The organism is Rhodococcus daqingensis, assembly GCF_042665615.1.
Classification (GTDB): Bacteria; Actinomycetota; Actinomycetes; order Mycobacteriales; family Mycobacteriaceae; genus Rhodococcus_G; species Rhodococcus_G daqingensis.
The window spans coordinates 321,281-340,281 of the sequence record NZ_JBHTCS010000030.1 but is presented as its reverse complement, the minus strand read 5'-3'; the positions used below and the strand labels follow the sequence as shown (position 1 = coordinate 340,281).

Annotated in this window: 17 protein-coding genes; 8 read left to right on the top strand and 9 right to left on the bottom strand. The window is 70.2% G+C overall.

The genetic code is table 11. From position 1 onward, the window contains the following. Window positions 1–167 precede the first annotated feature (167 nt). From ACFQS9_RS25990 to ACFQS9_RS25965, 6 genes are all read left to right on the top strand, one after another. Window positions 168–1,193: an ATP-binding cassette domain-containing protein gene (locus ACFQS9_RS25990; protein ID WP_378409419.1), complete on the top strand. Its 1,026-nt coding sequence runs from the start codon at window positions 168–170 to the stop codon at window positions 1,191–1,193. 11 nt (window positions 1,194–1,204) lie between these two features. Beyond that, the gene (locus ACFQS9_RS25985; RefSeq protein WP_378409511.1) at window positions 1,205–1,993 is read left to right on the top strand and encodes an ABC transporter permease; all 789 of its coding nucleotides are present in this window, start codon (window positions 1,205–1,207) and stop codon (window positions 1,991–1,993) included. Continuing rightward, window positions 1,993–3,960 carry a serine/threonine-protein kinase gene (locus tag ACFQS9_RS25980; protein WP_378409418.1) on the top strand — a complete coding sequence of 656 codons (1,968 nt, stop codon included), beginning with the start codon at window positions 1,993–1,995 and terminating at the stop codon, window positions 3,958–3,960. The genes ACFQS9_RS25985 and ACFQS9_RS25980 overlap by 1 nt, the downstream gene beginning before the upstream one ends. 145 nt (window positions 3,961–4,105) lie before the next feature. Continuing rightward, on the top strand, window positions 4,106–6,316 hold the full coding sequence (locus tag ACFQS9_RS25975; RefSeq protein ID WP_378409510.1) for a serine/threonine-protein kinase: 2,211 nt from the start codon (window positions 4,106–4,108) through the stop codon (window positions 6,314–6,316). 4 nt (window positions 6,317–6,320) lie between these two features. After that, a complete protein-coding gene (locus ACFQS9_RS25970) occupies window positions 6,321–6,857 on the top strand; it encodes a DUF2231 domain-containing protein (RefSeq protein WP_378409417.1) in 537 nt (178 codons plus the stop codon). Between the two features lie 32 nt (window positions 6,858–6,889). Further along, entirely contained in the window at window positions 6,890–7,312 is a 423-nt protein-coding gene (locus tag ACFQS9_RS25965; RefSeq protein WP_378409416.1) for a hypothetical protein, read from the top strand. 77 nt (window positions 7,313–7,389) lie between these two features. Here ACFQS9_RS25965 and ACFQS9_RS25960 read toward each other — a convergent pair whose 3' ends face one another. From ACFQS9_RS25960 to dacB, 6 genes are all read right to left on the bottom strand, one after another. Then, window positions 7,390–8,760, bottom strand: a complete 1,371-nt coding sequence (locus ACFQS9_RS25960; RefSeq protein WP_378409415.1) for an amidase — start codon at window positions 8,758–8,760, stop codon at window positions 7,390–7,392. Between the two features lie 199 nt (window positions 8,761–8,959). After that, entirely contained in the window at window positions 8,960–10,294 is a 1,335-nt protein-coding gene (locus ACFQS9_RS25955) for an amidase (protein ID WP_378409414.1), read from the bottom strand. Between the two features lie 17 nt (window positions 10,295–10,311). Next, entirely contained in the window at window positions 10,312–10,866 is a 555-nt protein-coding gene (gene hpt, locus ACFQS9_RS25950; protein ID WP_378409413.1) for a hypoxanthine phosphoribosyltransferase, read from the bottom strand. Window positions 10,867–10,917: 51 nt separating this feature from the next. Further along, window positions 10,918–11,910, bottom strand: a complete 993-nt coding sequence (gene tilS, locus ACFQS9_RS25945) for a tRNA lysidine(34) synthetase TilS (RefSeq protein ID WP_378409412.1) — start codon at window positions 11,908–11,910, stop codon at window positions 10,918–10,920. After that, a complete protein-coding gene (locus tag ACFQS9_RS25940; RefSeq protein ID WP_378409509.1) occupies window positions 11,907–12,983 on the bottom strand; it encodes a zinc-dependent metalloprotease in 1,077 nt (358 codons plus the stop codon). Before ACFQS9_RS25940 ends, tilS begins: the two co-directional genes overlap by 4 nt. After that, the gene (gene dacB / locus ACFQS9_RS25935) at window positions 12,968–14,383 is read right to left on the bottom strand and encodes a D-alanyl-D-alanine carboxypeptidase/D-alanyl-D-alanine endopeptidase (RefSeq protein WP_378409411.1); all 1,416 of its coding nucleotides are present in this window, start codon (window positions 14,381–14,383) and stop codon (window positions 12,968–12,970) included. The genes ACFQS9_RS25940 and dacB overlap by 16 nt, the downstream gene beginning before the upstream one ends. Window positions 14,384–14,505: 122 nt before the next feature. On the opposite strand from dacB, the gene ACFQS9_RS25930 reads away from it, so the two are divergent. Then, window positions 14,506–14,997 carry an inorganic diphosphatase gene (locus tag ACFQS9_RS25930; protein ID WP_378409410.1) on the top strand — a complete coding sequence of 164 codons (492 nt, stop codon included), beginning with the start codon at window positions 14,506–14,508 and terminating at the stop codon, window positions 14,995–14,997. A gap of 109 nt (window positions 14,998–15,106) precedes the next feature. Further along, complete coding sequence (lexA, locus tag ACFQS9_RS25925; protein WP_378409409.1) at window positions 15,107–15,763, top strand: transcriptional repressor LexA; 657 nt, start codon at window positions 15,107–15,109, stop codon at window positions 15,761–15,763. A gap of 93 nt (window positions 15,764–15,856) precedes the next feature. Here lexA and ACFQS9_RS25920 read toward each other — a convergent pair whose 3' ends face one another. The 3 genes from ACFQS9_RS25920 to ACFQS9_RS25910 form a co-directional block, all read right to left on the bottom strand. Beyond that, the gene (locus tag ACFQS9_RS25920) at window positions 15,857–17,455 is read right to left on the bottom strand and encodes an MDR family MFS transporter (protein WP_378409508.1); all 1,599 of its coding nucleotides are present in this window, start codon (window positions 17,453–17,455) and stop codon (window positions 15,857–15,859) included. Between the two features lie 83 nt (window positions 17,456–17,538). After that, window positions 17,539–18,021, bottom strand: coding sequence for a MarR family winged helix-turn-helix transcriptional regulator (locus ACFQS9_RS25915; RefSeq protein WP_378409408.1), 483 nt, complete (start codon window positions 18,019–18,021; stop codon window positions 17,539–17,541). Between the two features lie 87 nt (window positions 18,022–18,108). Further along, window positions 18,109–18,936, bottom strand: a complete 828-nt coding sequence (locus ACFQS9_RS25910; RefSeq protein WP_378409407.1) for a crotonase/enoyl-CoA hydratase family protein — start codon at window positions 18,934–18,936, stop codon at window positions 18,109–18,111. Between the last annotated feature and the right edge of the window lie 65 nt (window positions 18,937–19,001).

Below are 19,001 nucleotides of genomic sequence, written 5' to 3'. Positions count from 1 at the left end.
CGTCCGGCCTCACGGCGCCGGTCGCCAGATACCCAGGGGTTGCGATCGACCACCCCGCGGACGGCCACGAAGACGCCTGGTGTAGAGCGAAAACGGTTGCTGACGCCCGACCGGAGTGCGATCGTTGCAGGGCAAGCCCCAACCATCCACGTCACGCGGAGGTAGGCATGGCTGACGCAATCGTGGCCGAGGGACTGGTCAAGCGGTACGGCAAGATCGTGGCCCTCAACGGACTCGACCTCGCGGTGCCCGAGGCCTCCGTCCTCGCACTGCTCGGCCCCAACGGTGCGGGGAAGACGACGGCGGTACGTGTGTTCACGACGCTGCTCGAACCCGACGCCGGGCATGCCACCGTCAACGGACTGGACGTGGTCGCCGACGCCAAGGAGTTGCGCTCGCGGATCGGCGCGTCCGGGCAGTACGCCGCGGTGGACGAGTACCTGACCGGCTTCGAGAACCTGGAGATGGTCGGACGGCTGTACCACCTCGGCACCAAGTTCAGCAGGGACCGGGCGCGCGAACTGCTGGAGCAGTTCGACCTCGTGGAGGCAGGCGACCGGCCGGTCCGGGGATACTCCGGCGGCATGCGGCGGCGCCTCGACCTCGCCGGGGCACTGGTCGCGAACCCGCCGGTGCTGTTCCTCGACGAGCCGACGACCGGCCTCGACCCCCGGGCGCGACTCGGCCTGTGGGATGTCATCGAGGAACTCGTCGCGGGGGGCACCACGCTGCTGCTCACCAGCCAGTACATGGACGAGGCCGACCGGCTGGCCGACTCCATCGCCGTGGTCGACCACGGCAAGGTGATCGCACGGGGAACCTCGGATCAGCTCAAGGACCAGGTCGGGGGCGAGCGGATCGAGCTGGCGCTGGACCCGGGCGCCAGCCTCGACGATGCGCGGGCAGCGCTGGCCCCGCTGTCCGACGGAGACCTCCAGGTGGACCACCACGCCCGCCGGATCACCGTTCCGGTCGCCGAGGGTTCGAGCGCACTCGTCGAGGCCATCGGCAGCCTGTCGAGGCGGAACGTGACCGTCACCGACGTCGCGCTGCGCAGGCCCTCCCTGGACGATGTGTTCCTCGCACTGACCGGCCATCAAGCCGACACGAGCGGGAACGACGCCGACGATGTCGACCGGATCGAGAGCGTCGAGCGTGTCGGTGGCGCCCACCGGAAGGAGCGTGCGTCGTGAACGGGATCGAGATGGCGGTTCGCGACGGGGCGACGATCGCCAAACGCAATGTCATCAAGATCAGACGGGTGCCGGACCTGCTGATCTTCACGACCCTGTCACCGATCATGTTCGTGCTGCTGTTCGCGTACGTCTTCGGCAGCTCCATCGAGGTGCCGGGGATGTCGTACCGGGAGTTCCTGATCGCGGGCATCTTCACCCAGTCGGTCATCTTCGGCGCCACCTGGACGGGCCTCGGGCTCGCCGAGGACATCCAGAAGGGGTTCATCGACAGGTTCCGGTCGCTGCCGATGGCCCAGTCGGCGGTGCTCGTCGGGCGCACCACCAGCGACGTGCTGATCAACGTCGTGAGCCTGGTGGTGATGTCGCTGGCCGGGCTGGCGGTCGGCTGGCGGATCCACACCAGCCCACTCGAGGCCGCGGCCGGATACGTGCTGCTGCTGCTGTTCGCGTACGCCCTGTCCTGGGTGATGGCCGTGGTGGGGCTGTGGATCCGCACCCCGGAGGTGTACAGCAACGCCAGCTTCATGGTGATCTTCCCGCTGTCGTTCATCGCGAACACCTTCGTACCCACCACGAATCTGCCCACGATGCTCCGGATCATCGCCGAGTGGAATCCCGTCTCGGCGGTGACGCAGGCGGTCCGGGAACTTTTCGGCAACACCAATCCCGCGCTCGAGGTGCCGGACGTCTGGCCCCTGCAGAACCCGGTGCTGGCCTCCCTCGCCTGGATCGTCGGGATACTCGTGGTGTTCGTGCCGCTGGCGATCCACCGCTACCAGAAGGCGGTCAGTCGCTGATGGACCGGACCGTTCGGTCGACGCCCGAGGCGACGGTCGCGGCGGTCCCCACGGGTCGGGCCCACCCCCGCATCCTCTCCCCCGAGCGGATCGATGACGAACGCACGTCACCGTCCGGGGCGAGCGCCGCCATGGGCGACATCGACGTCGGCCAACGTATCGACGACTTCGACCTGATCATGGCGCTCGGCCGCGGCGCGTTCGCCCGGGTCTTCCTCGCCCGGCAACGGTCGATGCACCGACTGGTCGCGGTGAAGATCTCGCACGACCACGGCACCGAACCACAGACGATGGCCCAGCTCGACCACGACTACATCGTCCGGGTCTTCGACCAGCGACAACTCGAGGACCTCCGGGTGAAACTGCTCTACATGCAGTACGTCCCGGGTGGGACGCTGCTCGCCGTGCTGCACCGGAACCGGAGATCCGCACGGGAACCGCGCGGAGGCCAGGTGCTGCTCGACGCGATCGACGAGGCGCTCGAGTCCAAGGGCGAGATCCGGCCGACCGACTCCAGCGTGCGGGCCGAGATCGCGGCGCTCTCCTGGCCGGAGACGATCGCCTGGCTGGGCACCCGCCTCGCCGAGGCGCTCGACCACGCCAGCAGGCAGGGCGTGATCCACCGCGACATCAAGCCCGCGAATGTGCTGCTCACCGCGGACGGAGTCCCCAAGCTCACGGATTTCAACATCAGCTTCAGCGACCGCATCGCCGGCGTAAGCCCGGTTGCGTACTTCGGTGGGTCACTGGCCTACATGTCACCGGAGCAACTGGCGGCCCGGCATCCCGGGATGGCAGGGACCGCCGCCGACCTCGACACCCGCAGCGACATCTTCGCGCTCGGCGTCATGCTGTGGGAACTGCTGACCGGCAGGCGCCCGTTCCGCGACGCGATCGACGCCGACGAGTCGGACGCCTCGCTCGGCACCATGCTGGATCTACGCAGGCGCCGGATCGATTCGCAGGTCGAGGCCGACCTGCCGCTGGACTGCCCGGCCACCCTGCGCCGTGTGCTGCTGACCTGCCTCGAACCGGCCCCGCGGGACCGCTGGCAGACGGGCGCCGACCTGGCGCAGCAGTTCGAGCTGTGCCTCGATCCACGCGCCCGCGACCTGGTCGACCCGCCACCGGACAGCTGGCGGCTGCGGCTGCGGCCGTGGGCGGCACCGATCCTCGCGGCCGGGATCCTGGTGCCGAACGCGCTGGCCGGCCTCTACAACTACACCCACAACCGCACGCTGATCGTCAGCAAACTCTCCCCTCTCGCGCAGGAGCATTTCGGGCAGATCCAACTGGCCATCACCGTGATCGCCTTCCCACTGATGGCGGTGGTGCTCGCCCGCCTGTGCCGCCGCCCGATCCTGGTGCCGCGAGCGCTGGTGCGCGGTCGCACCTTCGACGCGTCGGCCCTCGCGCGGGCACGAACAGACACCCTGCTGCTCGGCGATCGCGTGGTGGTCCTGTTCTTCGCCGCGTGGTGGATCGCGACGGCCGTGAACCTGATCGCCATGCGCATCGCCGCCGGGGCGGTACCGCGGGGGTCGTACGTGCATTTCCTCGCCTCGACGGTGGTGTGCGGCGCGATCGCGGTGGCGTACCCGTTCTTCCTGGTCTCGTTCTACGTCGTGCGCTGCCTGTACCCGGTGCTGCTGCCGCACGGCATCATCAGCGGCGACGACGCCCGGCGGTTGCGCGGGCTCGATCGGCGCAGCACCCGCTACCTGGCCGTTGCCGCGTCCGTGCCCCTGGTGGCGATCGCCGGGGCGACGTTCCTGCCCGCTGCCGAACTGGGGGCGATCGTGGTGCCGATCCGGGTGCTCTGCCTCGGGGCGATCGCCGCGTTCATCGCGGCCTACTGGATGTTCCGGCAGCTCGAACAGGACCTGCGCGCGCTCGAACGCGTCGTGGCGGGCGAACCCGGTCCGCTGTCCACGATCCGCGGCCCCACCCACACGGCGCTATCCTGAGAGGCGTCTCCCGCACGATATCGATCGCTGCAGGCGCATACGCCAGTCCGAGGTTTTCGTCATGAAACGGACCATTCGACCAACGCCCGACGCGACGGGCGCGGCACAATCCTCGCCGGATTCGACGGGCGCGGCGCAGTCACCCATGGACTCGACGGTCGTGGCACAGTCACCGGTCTCCCGCTTCGCGGCCAGCTGGGAGGCCACCGGCACTCCCCCGAACCTCGCCGATTACCTTCCCGAGCGGGAGGACCAGCGGCGCGACTCGTTGATCGAACTGATCAGGGTCGACCTTCGGTACCGGTGGCTGGAGTTCGACAAACCCAAACGCCTCGCCGCCTATCGCGAGGAGTTCCCCGAATTGAAGTCCGAGCCGTTGCCGCCCGAGCTGATCCACGAGGAGTTCCGCCTACGGCGCGAGAGCGGGCTGACCGTGGAGGCGAGCGACTACTCGCGCGACTTCCCGGAAGAGTCCCAGGTGATCAAGACGCCGAGCGCCCGTGACGACCAGAACACGCTGATCGCGACGCCGGTAGCGGAGACCGCGCTCGAGGACATCGACGTCGGCCAGCAGGTGGACGACTTCGACCTGCTGATGGGCCTCGGACGCGGCGCGTTCGCACGGGTCTTCCTCGCCCGCCAGCGTTCGATGGAGCGACTGGTCGCGGTGAAGGTGTCGCACGATCACGGGACCGAACCGCAGACGCTGGCCCAGCTCGACCACGACTACATCGTCCGGGTCTTCGACCAACGGGTACTCGGTGATCACAAACTGAAGCTGCTCTACATGCAGTACGTCCCCGGCGGCACCCTGCTCGGGGTGCTGCGGCGGGTCCAGGCGACGGCGCCCGAGGACCGCAGCGGACAGCTGCTCCTCGACGTGATCGACGAGGCGCTCGAGAGCAAGGGCGAGATCCGGCCGAGCGACTCCAGCGTGCGGGCCGAGATCGCGCCCCTGACCTGGCCGGAGACCGTCGCCTGGTTGGGCCGTCGCCTGGCGGAGGCACTCGACTACGCGGGCAAGCACGGCGTGCTGCACCGCGACATCAAACCGGCCAACGTGCTGCTCACCGCCGAGGGGGTGCCGAAGCTGGCCGACTTCAACATCAGCTTCAGCGACCATGTGGCGGGCGCGAGTCCCGTCGCTTACTTCGGTGGGTCCCTGGCCTACATGTCGCCGGAACAGCTCGCGGCCTGTCATCCGGGCTTGCCGGGTACGGCGAGCGACCTCGACACCCGCAGCGACATCTTCGGGCTCGGTGTCATGTTGTGGGAACTGCTCACCGGCGCACGACCCTTCGACGACGGCCCCCGGGGAGGCCAATCGGAGGGCTCGCTGGAGCGGATGCTGGCGGTACGCGCGCGCGGCGTCGACGAGGAATCCCAGGCCGAGCTGCCACCCGACTGCCCCGCCGCGCTGAAGCGGGTGCTGCTGACCTGCCTGGCCCCCGAGCCGCGCGGCCGGTGGTCGACGGGCGCGGAGCTGGCCCAGCAGTTCGAGTTGTGCCTGGACCCCCGGGCCCGCGACCTGGTCGACCCGGGGCCGAAGAGCTGGCGGATGCTGCTGCGGCGCCTGGTGATCCCGATCACCGTGCTGGCCATGCTGATCCCGAACGTGCTGGCGGGCGTCTACAACTACCACCACAACAAATCGCTGATCGTCAGCAACCTGTCGGTGGAGGCGCAACAAAAGTTCGAGCAGCTCCAGACCGTGATGAACGGCATTCTCTACCCGATCGGCATCGTGGTCGTGGTCTACCTCAGCCGCTATCCGATGCGGATGCCGCGCGGGCTGCGCAAGGGCAGAATCTACGACAAACAGACCCTGGCGAAAGCACGCACCGACACGCTGATGCTGGCCGACCGGGCGGTGCTCGTCATGTTCGGAATGTGGTCGGTGGCGGGAATCGCGTACCCGATCTCCCTCCGGGCCGTCGCCGGCGAGATCCCGACGAGTGCCGATATCCACTTCTTCGTCTCGCTGGTCGTCTGTGGCGCGATCGCGGTCTCGTACCCGTTCTTCCTGGTCGCCTTCTACCTGGTGCGCTGCATCTACCCGATGATGCTGCCGCAGGGAATCACGAGCAGCGACGACGCCCGCAAGCTACGCGGGCTGAGCAGGCGCAGCGTCCGCTACCTGGCCCTGGCCGCCTCGGTGCCGCTGGTGGGTGTTGCCGGGGTGACCTTCCTGTCCCCCGACGAGATCACGTCCGTGATCGTGGCGGTCAGGGTGCTGTGCGTCGGGGCCATCGCCGCGTTCATCCTCGTGTACTGGCTGTTCCGGATGCTGGAGAAGGACCTGCGCGCCCTCGAGCGGGTCGTCTCGCACGAGCCTGCGACCAGGTCGGCCGGGTGATCGCATGGCCGAGCAAACCGATCACGGGAAGCGCCCGGTGAGCGCTGTTCTCGCGGGACCGTACGGCCATCCGTTCCATCCGATCCTGGTGACGCTTCCGATCGGCGCCTGGGTCAGCAGCCTGGTGTTCGACATCGCTTCCCGAATCGTCGAGGATCCGGGATTCCTCACCAAGGGTTCGGTGTGGCTGATCGCGATCGGCGTGCTCGGCGCGCTGGCCGCCGCGACGGTCGGCTTTCTCGACCTGCTTGCCATCCCCACGGGAACACCAGCGTTTCGCACCGGTCTGGTGCACATGAGCCTGAACGTGACGGTGACCGTCGCGTACGCGGTGAACCTCGTGTGGCGCCGCGCCGACTACGGGACCCCGGACGCCGTGGGCGTGGGCCAGCTGGCGCTCTCGGCCGCGAGCCTGGCCGCCTTGGCCGCCTCGGGATATCTCGGCGGCAAGCTCGTCTTTCGCCACGGGGTGCGGGTGGTGGACGAGGCGACCCAGGCCGAGGCCTTCGAGCACAGTTCCCGACGCGGGAAGCATTCATAGCCCCCCGGTCCACCAACTGCCTAGGAGATGTCATGGGTATCGCAGCTCTTGTGACCTGGTTACTGACGGCCGCGGGCGGCTTCTTCCTGCTCGCCACCTGGATCACGAAAGGCGGTGCGCGGCAACCACGCAACAGCCACTTCCCGCCCGCCTTGATCTTCGGGCATTTCGCGCTGGCCGTTGTCGGACTGATCGTGTGGATCGTGTACCTCATCGGCGACAACGACGCCCTGGCGTGGACCGCCTTCGTCCTGCTGGTCCCCGTCGCACTGCTCGGATTCGCGATGCTGATCCGCTGGCTCCCCACCTACCGCGCGGGTGCCGCGGCCGAGGCGCCGTCGGATGCGGTGGCCGAGAAGCACTTCCCCGTGGCGGTCGTCGCAGGCCACGGCTTCCTCGCCGTCGTGACCGTGGTGCTGGTGCTGTTGACCGCCCTCGGGGTGGGCGAGAGCTGAGCGCGTCACGCCACCGCGACCCGCGGCCGTCACACCACCGCGACCCGCGGCCGTCACACCACCGCGACCCGCGGCCGTCACACCACCGCGACCCGCGGCCAGGGCTGCAGCGCCTCGAGCTGTGCGGCCAGGGCCAGGATTCGTGACTCGCCACCGGGCGGCGCCGCGATCTGCACACCCAGCGGCGTTCCGGACTCCGGGTGTATCCCGACCGGGACGGTCGCGGCCGGCCAGCCGACCAGATTCCACACCGGGGTGAACGGCGCGAAACGCATGGTGGCCACGACGTTCGACGACCACGACCGCTCGCTCCAGCGGTGCGCCTCCATCGGCGGACCGGCCAGCGTCGGGGTCAGCACCACGTCGAAATCCTCGAAGAACCCGCGCAACGTGGCGTCCATCCGGTCCACCTGTCCGGGCTTGACGAGCCGACGCATCGCGCGCCCGACCGCGGCGTGGGTGCGGGTGCGTGGCTCCATCAGCGAGCGATCGAGCCCCTCCGCGTACGCGGCCGTACCGGCCGTCCAGCGCGCCACCAGCGGCGTCGGGTTCAGCGAGTACGGCAGTTTCGCGGCCGAGACCGTGTGACCGGCACAGCCGAGCAACTGCGCGCTGGTTTCCACCCCCTCCCGCCAATGCGGGTCCACCGGGACAATCGGCAACGGTGAGCCCGTCGCCACCGCGATTCGCAGCCGGCGCGGAGCTTCGAATTCCGCCAGGTCCGGGCGGTCCGCCATCACCGACAACAGCAGCGCGGCATCCTTCACCGTCGTCGTCAGCGGACCGTTCTCCGCCATCCCGAACCAGGAATTCGCGCCCAGGTCGCGCGGCACCACGCCACTGCCGGGTTTGAAGCCCACCAGCCCGCAGGTCGCGGCCGGGATCCGGATCGAGCCGAGGCAGTCGGATCCGTGCGCCACCGGCACCATCCCGGCGGCCACCGAGACGGCCGCCCCGCCCGAAGATCCCCCCGACGCCCGCTCGGGATTCCACGGATTCCTGACGATCGAATCGGGTGAGTCGGTCGAGGGCCACACACACAGCTCGGACAGCCTGGTCAGCCCCACCGGGATGGCGCCCGCCCGGCGCAGCCGGTCGAGCACGGGGTGGTCGTCGGCCGAGGGCTCATTTTCGGTGGCGGCGGATCCGTTCCCCAGGGGATGCCCCACGATCGGGATGTTGTCCTTGATCGCGATCGGCACCCCGGCGAGCGGCATCGTCGACAGGCCCGGCCTCTCGGCCAGAGCCCTGGCCTCGGCGCGCGCCTGTTCCCCGCGCACGACCACGAACGCGTCCGACCCGGGATCGCGGTCGGCGATCCGGGCCAGGGCCCCCTCCACCGCCTCCACCGGAGACAGTGCGCCCGCGCGAACCCGCGCGGCGATCGCCGCAGCGGTGAACTCGAGTTGGGCGCCGGTGGACGCGGCGTTCACCGAAGAGTTGAACATTCGTCACCGCCTCACCTGGTTGGAACTCAATCGTCCGCCCTGGTGACGGGCACTGATAGCCACCCCGGGGTGGGGCTACGGCCACCCTGGGGTGCGCAAATTGCTTGCGCTACTGGAGAAGGACCTGCGCTCGAATGGTCCCGCGTCGATCACACCGACGCGACCCGCGTCCATCACACCGACGCGACCCGCGTCGCCTTCACACCGACGCGACCCGCGTCCATGGCCGCAGGCGTTCCAGCTGCGCCGCCACCGACAGGATCAGCGCCTCGCTGCCGGGCGGCGCCGCGATCTGCACGCCCACCGGGGTGCCCGACTCGGGGTGGATCCCCACCGGCACGGTCGCGGCGGGCCAGCCCACCAGGTTCCACAGGGACGGGAACGGCGCGTAGCGGATGTTGGCCGCGACGTTGGCGAGCCAGGACTTCTCGCTCCAACGCAGAGCCTCGATCGGGGGCCGGGCCAGCGTCGGGGTGATCACCACGTCGCTGTCGGCGAAGACCCGGCGCAGCGCCGCATCGACCTTCCGCACCTGCTTGGGGTCGACGAACCGGGTCAGGAGGCGTCCGACGGCGGCGTGCCTGCGGGTCCGCGGCTGCAGCAGGGCCGGGTCGAGTCCGGTCACGTCGGTCGCGGCACCGCCCATCCAGCGCGCCAAGATCACCATTGGGTTCGCCGGATAGGGCAGCCGAGCCGTCGTGAGGTGGTGGCCGGCCCCGCCCAGCACCGCGGCGGCGCCCTCCGCGCCAGCCCGCCAGTGCGGATCGACCCGGACCAGCGGCAGGGGCGAGCCGGTCGCGACCGCGATCCGCAGCGGACCGGGCTCGGCGAGGTCCGCCAGCTCCGGGCGGTCCGCCATCACCGACAGCATCAGCGCCGCGTCCTCGACCGTCGTGGTCAACGGGCCGTTCTCCGCCATCCCGAACCAGGAGTCCTTCCCCAGTTCGGCGGGCACCACACCGAGACCGGGCTTGATACCGACCAGCCCGCAGCCGGCGGCGGGGATCCGGATCGAGCCCATCCCGTCCGCCCCGTGCGCCGCGGGAACCATGCCCGCCGCGACCGCGGCGGCCGACCCGCCGGAGGAACCGCCGGTCGTCCGGCCCGGGTTCCACGGGTTCCGGGTGACGGTGTCCGGGGTGTCGGTGGTGCCCCACAGGCACAGCTCCGGGACCGCGGTGAGACCGACCACGACGGCCCCGGCCGCACGCAGCCGCGCGACCACCGGATGGTCCGCGGGCGAGGGCTCACGGGAGCTCGCCTTCGAGCCGTTGCCCAGACGGTGTCCCGCCACCGGCACGTTGTCCTTGATCGCGATCGGGACGCCCGCCAGCGGCAGCGCGGCGAGGTCGGGCCGCGCCGCGACCGCGTCGGCCTCGGCCAGCGCCTGCTCGGCCCGAACGGTCACGAACGCGCCCAGCCGCGGATCCCGCTCGGCGATCCGGGCCAGTGCCGCCTGGACGGCGTCGCGGGGAGTCAGCGCGCCGGAGCGCACCTGCGCGGCGATGGCGGCGGCGGTCAGATCCGTGGACATGCCACGAGTATGGCCCGTCAGCCGCCGTACACCGTGGGTTCGAGGGTTCCGATGTAGGGCAGGTCGCGGTACCGCTCGGCGTAGTCGAGGCCGTAGCCGACGACGAACTCGTCCGGGATGTCGAAGCCGACGTTCGCGACCTCCACGTCCACCTTGATGGCGTCCGGCTTGCGGAGCAGGGTGACCACCTCGAGCGAGGCGGGGTTGCGCGTGCGGAGGTTGCGCATCAGCCAGGACAGCGTGAGACCGGAGTCGATGATGTCCTCGACGATCAGCACGTGGCGGCCGGCGATGTCCTTGTCCAGGTCCTTGAGGATCCGGACCACGCCGGAGGACGAGGTCGACGAGCCGTAGGAGCTCACCGCCATGAACTCCATCTGGGTCGGGATCGGCAGGGCCCGAGCCAGGTCCGTCATGAAGAAGACCGCGCCCTTGAGGACGCCGACCAGCAGCAGGTCGCCCTCCGGCGCGCCGACCGGATAGCGCTCGGCGATGATCGCGGCCAACTCGGCGATCTTGTCCTGGATCTGTTCCTCGGAAATCAACACCGATGCGATGTCGCCTTCGTACACGGCGCGAATCCCTTTCGTTCGACTGACCTGGTCATGGACGGAACTGTTCACTCACCGGTCCGGGCCGATCGCTGTCAGCCCGAGCGTTAGCCTGCCATGCCGCCGCGACAGCACCAACCTGGCTCCCGGACGGCCGCCGCCGATCGCGACGCCACCCTGCCCGCGCCACCGACCGATCAGGTCGTCCGCCGCCCGCAGTTGCCGGTCGGTCAGGTCCCTCGCACCGTTCCCGAGGAGCCACAGGCGCAGCGCCCGGCGCCGCACGGCCGGATGGATGTCGAGGAGCCCGGCCACGTCCAGCCCGCCCTCGGATTCCGCGTCGGCCAGCACCCGGACCGCGATCGCGTCGAGCACCTCGCCGTCCTCTCGCAGCTGGTCCGCGGTGCGGGCCAGCGCCTGCGCCACGCCACCGCCGAGGATCTGTTCGAGCAGTGGCAAGGCCTCCGAGCGCAGCCGCACCCGGGTGAACTCGGGGCTGAGGTTGTGCGGATCCCGATACGGGTCGAGCTCGAGTTCCGCGCAGGCCCTGGCGGTGACGCCGCGGCGCACGGTCAGCAGCGGCCGGCCCCACGGCGCGTCGAAGTCGCGCATCCCGGCGAGCGAGCGCGGTCCCGATCCCCTCGACAGCCCCAGCAGCACCGTCTCCGCCTGATCGTCGAGGGTGTGCCCGAGCAGGACCTGTCTGCCGGATCTGGCGGCGTCGAGCGCGTCGTACCTGGCCGTGCGCGCCGCGGCCTCCAGCCCGCCGTCGCCGCCGACGCGCACCGCCAGGACCTGCGCCGAGGCACAGCCGAGCGCCAGGGCACGGGTCGCGGCCTGCTCGGCCACCGCCGCCGAACCCTCCTGCAACCGATGGTCGACCACGAGGGCGTGCACCGGCCCGGCCTCGGCGACGGCGGCCGCGGTCAGGGCCAGGGAGTCGGCCCCGCCGGACAGGGCCACCGCGACGCCCGCGCCGGTGCCGTGCGCGGCGACCCAACGCCGGACGGCATGCCGCACCTCCAGCAACGCCGGGCCCTCGGGCAGCAGCGGAGGCCGGTTCATGCGAGTACCCGGGTGATCCAACTCTCCGGGTCGTCGATCTCGCCGAGCAGCGGCAGGGTGTCGGGTCCGGTCCAGATCGTGTTGAACTCGGTCATCCCGACCCGGCCGACGACGGCGTCGACGAAGGCCTTGCCCCGCACGTACTGCGCCATCTTGGCGTCCACCCCGAGCAGGGCGCGGACCAGCCGCTGCAGCGGGTTCACCTGCCGGGCGCGGCGCCGGTCGAAGGCCCGCCGGATCGCCACGACCGAGGGGACGGTCGCGGGGCCGACGGCGTCCATGACGTGGTCGGCGTGTCCTTCCAGGAGCGTGCCGAGCATCAGCAACCTGTCCAGCGCCGCGCGCTGCGACTCGGTCTGGGTGGCGCGCAGCAGCCCGAGCACCCCGCGGTCCTCGGGCGCGGTGTCCTCGCCGCCTCGCTGGCGGAGCACGCTGGTGAGCCTGCCGAGGAGATCTGCGACGGTCTGATCGCCGCCCTCCCCGATCGCCGCGACGTTGTCGCGCATGTACCCGGCCAGCCAGGGCGTGGAGGAGAACTGGACCCGATGGGTGACCTCGTGCAGGCAGACCCACATCCGGAAGTCGCTCGGGACCACCTTCAGCGCACGCTCGACGCTGACGACGTTGGGCGCGACCAGCAGCAGCGTGCCGTGCTCGCCGGTGAACGGGTCGTACTGGCCGAGGATCGCCGAGGACAGGAACGCGAGCATGGCCCCCGCCTGCAGCCCGGCGGGCACGCCACCGAACAGGCCGCGGTCGGTGACCGCGTCGTCCCCGGTGAGATTGGCCATCGAGCGGGCCGCGGCTCGGATCCATCCGGCCCGGTCCACCACCTGCGCCTGCGGCACGGGCAGCCCGTCGGCCAGGCCGGTGACGTCCCGGACCGGTCCCTCCGCGCGGACGGACGCCGCGGACAGCTCCGCGACCGCCGCCTCCGCGGAGTACCTCGTGGTGCTCGGGCCGGGCTTGGCCAGCCGCACCCCGGTTCGCGAGGCCAGGTCCCAGTCGACGACGCCGGCGAATCCGCCGGATCGTGGAGATTTCGCCGACTCGCGGCTCACAGGCACCCGCAGGAACGCAGGGTCGACGCGATCGCGTCCAGCGCGGGGCGACTGACGTTCGGCGGCCGGTCGTTGGACATCAGCGCGAAGGTCAGCACCCTGTTGTCGGTGTCGGTGACGTATCCGACGAGCGCACTCGCGTTCGACAGGGTTCCGGTCTTGGCCCGGACCCACCCGGCACCGCGACGGTCGCCCGAGGCGTAGCGGTCGGACAGCGTCCCGGTGGCCCCCGCCACGGGCAGGTAGTCCAGCATCGGGCGCAGCCGTGGTTCGGCATCACCCGCCGCCTGGGTGAGCGCCCGGTCCAGCAGTCGCGCCGGGATCCGGTTGTCCACGGACAGCCCGCTGGCGTCCTGCAGCGTCATCCCGGCGGTGTCGAAGCCCGCCGACCCGAGGGTCTGCCCGATCGCGGTGACCGCGCCGGTGAACGAGGGTTCGGTCCCGACCGCGATCGCGATCTCCCGTCCGATGGCCTCGGCGAGGACGTTGTCGGAATGACCCATCATCTGGCCGAGCCGGTCGCGCAGGGCTGCGGACTCGACCGAGGCGAGCGGGGCCGCACCGGGCGGGGCGATGCCGGGGGTGACCCTGGCGGGGTCGATGCCGAGCGCGGCGGCCAGCGCGCGGCCGGTGTCCAGCGCGGCGGTGCCGGTGCGGGGCGATTCGTCCTCGAGCGGGTTCAGCCGTCCGCCGTCGAGCATGAGTGACTCGATCGGCGCGATGTAGCCCTCGCCGATGTCGGCGGGGAACCAGCCCTGCGCCATCGTCGGCCCCGCATACGCGCTGGTGTCGACCACGATGCTGTCCACAGCGGCCCCCGCGCCGCGGATCTGGGCGGCCAGGTCCTCCAGGCGGGGCGCACCCGGATAGAAGCCGGGTTGACCCGCCGGCTGAGCGGTCAGGGTGGGATCGCCCCCGCCGATCAGGACGATCTGACCCGGGGCGGCCCCCTGCACGACCCGGGTGGCCACCCGGTGCTCAGGCGGCAGGGCGAGCAGCGCAGCGGTGGCGGTCAGGACCTTGGTCGTCGAGGCCGGGGTCATCGGAACCTCGGGACGCTGGCTCCAGAGCACGGTCCCGGTCGCCGCGTCGGACACCGCGCCGGTGAAGTTGCCGAGTCCGGGGTCGGCCAGCGCGCCGCCGAGAGCGGCGGCGAGGGCGGCCGGATTCGGCACCGGGGCGTCCGCGGGGACCGGTGCGACCTGGGGGTCGGGCAGGATCGGCGGCGGCTCCGGCATGGTGGTCGTGGCCGCCTCGGCGGACGAATCACCGGTGAACCGCTGGCCCGCGAACACCGCGGCGCCCGCGCCGATCACGAGGACCAGCGCCGCGGACAGGAGGAGCCGGACCCGCTTGCGCCGTCGCGCCACCAAGGACCCCAGCTTCCGGTCCTTGGATCCGAGCTTTGCCAACACCCCTCCGTTTGCTTTTCCGGCCCGTCGCTGCGCCGCAGGTCCGTCTATGTACATCCACATTATCCCGGACCGGCTACCCTGACCCCGCACCATCCACCGAGACAAAGCGAGGAAGAGGCGTGGAGTTCGACGTCACCATCGAGATCCTTAAGGGTCAGCGCAACAAGTACGAGGTCGATCACGAGACCGGCCGTGTGAAGCTGGACCGCTACCTCTACACCTCGTTCGGCTACCCCACCGACTACGGCTACATCGACAACACCCTCGGCGAGGACGGCGACCCGCTGGACGCGCTCGTACTGCTGCCCGAGTCGGTGTTCCCCGGCGTCATCGTCGAGGCCCGCCCGGTCGGCATGTTCAAGATGGTGGACGAGGCCGGTGGCGACGACAAGGTGCTGTGCGTCCCCGCGGGCGACCCGCGCTGGGACCACATCCAGGACATCGGCGACATCTCCCAGTTCGAGCTCGACGCGATCAAGCACTTCTTCGTGCACTACAAGGACCTCGAGCCGGGCAAGTACGTCAGCGGCGCCGACTGGGTCGGCCGCGCCGAGGCCGAGAAGGTCATCGCGGAGGCGTTCGACCGGCTGAAGGCCAACGGCGGCCACTGAGCCTGTCGCCGGCCCTCGGCCGGCAATCACGACGAGCGTGGGACCTCACCCGAACCGGGTGGGGTCCCACGCTCTTTTGTTGTCGTCGGCCACCACTACCATTCGCCGCGTGACCGGATACGACGACGATCTCGACTACCTCGACACCTCGACGCTGCCGCCCCGCCAGCAGCGGATTCTGGCCGTCATTCGGGATTGGGTGGTCGAGCGGGGTTATCCGCCCAGCACCCGGCAGATCGGCGACGCGGTGGGCCTGCGGTCGTCGTCCTCGGTGTCGAAGCATCTGAAGAGCCTGGAGGAGAACGGCTTTCTGCGGCGCAGCGAGGCGGTGTCGCGGGCCATCGACGTGCGCATGTTCCTGCGCGGATCGGCGGCCAGGGAAGCGGCAGAGGACTCGGTGGCCGTGCCGGTGGTCGGTGACATCGCGGCCGGCAGCCCGATTCTCGCCGAGGAGCACACCGACGACGTGCTGACGCTGCCGCGCGAGCTGGTCGGGTCCGGCACCGTGTTCGGCCTGCGCGTGCGTGGCGAGTCGATGATCGATGCCGCGATCTGCGACGGCGACATCGTGGTGGTGCGCCAGCAGCACGAGGCGCATTCGGGACAGATCGTCGCCGCGATGATCGACGGCGAGGCCACCGTGAAGGTGTTCCGGCGCAGGGGCGGTCACGTCTATCTCGAACCGCGCAATCCCGCCTACGAGGTCATCGACGGCGACGAGGCTGTCGTGCTGGGCAGGGTCGTCTCGGTGATGCGGCGCGTCTGAGCCCACACGCTTTCATCGCGCTCGTCCAAAGCAGCTGAAAGTGTGGGATCTCGGTCGGTCACCGACCGAAATCCCACACTTTTCTGTTCGAACCTACTGCTCGCCGACTTCCTTCCGCGCCGCCGCCGAGGCGGCCAGCCCCCCGGCCGTCCGCAGCGGGACCTCCTTCCAGAAGAACACCAGCACCAGCGCGACCAGCGCGACACCGGTCACCGACAGGAAGACCGTCGACATCGACTCGGAGAAGCCGACCTTGAACGGCTGGGCCAGCGCCGGGCTCAGCTGTTGGATGATCGAGCTGTCCTCGAGGACCCGGCCGGCCGAGGTCACGTCCTGGTTCGCCAGCCCGGTCGACAACGCGACATCGGCCGGGTTCGAACTGTGCAGGCCGTCCACGACCGCCTGCTGGAAGGCCGGTTCTCTTGCGGCGGAACGCAGTTCGTCGCTGATGTTCGGGGTGAGCTGAGCGAACAGGATCGACAGGAACACCGCGACGCCGAGGGTGCCGCCGATCTGCCGGAAGAAGGTCGCGGCCGCCGTCGACACCCCCATGTCCTGCGGGGGCAACGCGTTCTGGATCGCCAACGTCATCGGCTGCATCAGGTTGCCCAACCCGAAGCCGGTGATCGCCATGAACGCCATGACCAACGGCAGCGGCGAATCGGCGTGCACGAAGTGCAGCAGGAACATGCCGAGGGTCAGCATCGAGGCGCCGATCAGCGGGTACACCCGGTAGTGGCCGGTCTTGGAGATCCGCTGACCCGAGATGATCGAACCCGCCATGAGCCCGAGCACCATCGGCAGCATCTGCATACCCGCCATGGTGGGGCTCGACCCGCGGACCACCTGCAGGTACTGCGGCAGCAACGTGATTCCGCCGAACATCGCGGCGCCGACCACGATCGAGATGACCACACCCATCGCGAAGGTGGAGTTCCGGAACATCCGCAGCGGGATCAGCGCGGCGTCGCGCATCCCCCGTTCGACGAGGATGAACCCGAGCACGCCGAGCACGCCGATGACGTAACAGGCGATCGAAAGCGCACTCCCCCAGCCCCATTCACGTCCCTGCTCGGCGACGACCAGCAGCGGGACGATGCCGATCGCGAGGACGAGCGCGCCCCACCAGTCGATCCGCACCCCGGGGCGGCGGACCCTCGGCAGGTGCAGCACCTTCGAGACCACCGCCAGCGCGAACACGCCGATCGGGACGTTGACCAGGAAAACCCAACGCCAGCCGTCGATCCCGAGGATGGCCTCCTGGCCGGCCAGCAGGCCGCCGAGCACCGGTCCCAGGACGCTGGATGTGCCGAAGACCGCGAGGAAATAGCCCTGATACTTGGCGCGTTCGCGCGGACCGACGATGTCGCCGAGGATGGCGAGCGCCAATGACATCAGCCCGCCCGCGCCGAGGCCCTGGAAGGCGCGGAACGCCGCCAGCGCATACATCGACTGGGCCAGGGTGCACAGCAACGAGCCGAGCACGAAGATGACGATCGCGGCCATGAAGAACGGCTTGCGGCCGTACATGTCGGACAGCTTGCCGTACAACGGGGTGGAGAGCGTGGCGGTGATCAGGTACGCGGTGGTCACCCACGCCTGCAGCGCGTACCCCTGCAGGTCGTCGGCGATCGTCCGGATCGCCGTCGAGACGATGGTCTGGTCGAGCGAGGCCAGGAACATGCCCAGCATCAGTCCGCTGAGGATGACCAGGATCTCCCGGTGGCTGAACTCACCGACGGCAGGGGCGGGGGCGGTGCGCTCGGTCGCATCGGTCACCGGGGGCTCCGCGGGGTCGCCTCCGAAGAAAACGTGGGACGCATCCGCTCGTAGTCCGTCACGAACCGGTCCATCAGGCCCGCGAAGGCCTTCAGGTCCTCGACGGGCCAATCGGCGAGCATCGTCCCGAGCCGCTCGTTACGCAGCGCGCGGATCCGTCCCGCGGCGGCCCGGCCGGACTCGGTGACGGCAAGCACGCTCGCCCGACCGTCGGTCGGGTCGGCCTGCCGCTGCACGTGGCCGCGTTCGACCAGCTGCGCCACCTGGCGACTGACGGTCGACGGGTCGGTGTACATCGACTCCGCGAGGGCGCCCGACCGCATCGGACCGTCCTTGAGCAGCCGGAACAGGCACGCGTAGGCGGCGGGATCGATCCCGTCGGTTGACTTGGCGTGCGCGATGGTCCGGTCGCGCACCCGCTGCAGCCGCACCAGGTAATTGCCGATCTCGTCGGCGTATGGCTCGATCTCGTCGCGCATCCCCGCGCCCCCAATGCTTGCGTCACTCAACTAGTTTCCGGCCGCAAGTATGTGACGGGGGCACGCCGCTGGGCAAGCGCGGGTGGGTCAGCGCCCCTGGAAGTCCGGGGTCCGCTTCTGGAACACCGCTGCCATGGCCTCGCCGATGTCCTCGGAGGCGAGGAACGCCGCGTTCCAGGCCGCGACGTAACGCAGGCTGTCGTCGACTCCGGCGGAACGGCTGTGATCGAGCACGTCCTTGATGCCCTGCACCACCAGCGGCGGGTTCGCGGCGATCTCGGCCGCGGTGGCGTGTGCGGCGGCCAGGACCGCGTCGGCGTCCTCGTACACGTCGTTGACCAGGCCGATCTTCTCGGCCCGCGCCGCGTCGATGTCCTTGCCGGTGAGCGCGAGCTCGCGCAGGTGGCCGTCGCCGATGATCGCGGGCAACCGGGCGAGGGTGCCCATGTCCGCGACGATCGCGACCTTCACCTCGCGAATGCTGAACTTCGCGTCGGCGCTCGCGTAGCGGATGTCGGCGGCGCTGACGAGATCGACGGCGCCGCCGATGCACCAGCCCTGGATGGCGGCGACGACCGGCTTGCGGCAGTCGGCGACGGCGTTGATCGACCGCTGCATCTTCTTGATGTCCTCATGGAAGGCGGTCCGCGGCGCGGCCTGCGCCTTGTCGCCGAGGACCGGCGCCATCATCGGCGCCATGGCCGCGAGGTCCAGGCCGAAGGAGAAGTGCTTGCCCGATCCGGCGAGGACCACCGCCCGCACCTCGGGATCGGCGTCCAGCTCGGCGAAGACCAGCGGCAGCTCGCGCCAGAAGTCGGGCCCCTGCGCGTTGCCCTTACCGGGACCGATGAGGGTCACCTGTGCGACGCGGTCCTTGCGCTCGACGGTGAAGGCATTCCAGGTCTGCTCGGTCATTACTCAAGAGTAACAATCCCCGGCGGCGCGCGTTAAGGCTGCGCAAACTCCGCCCGCGGGGCCTT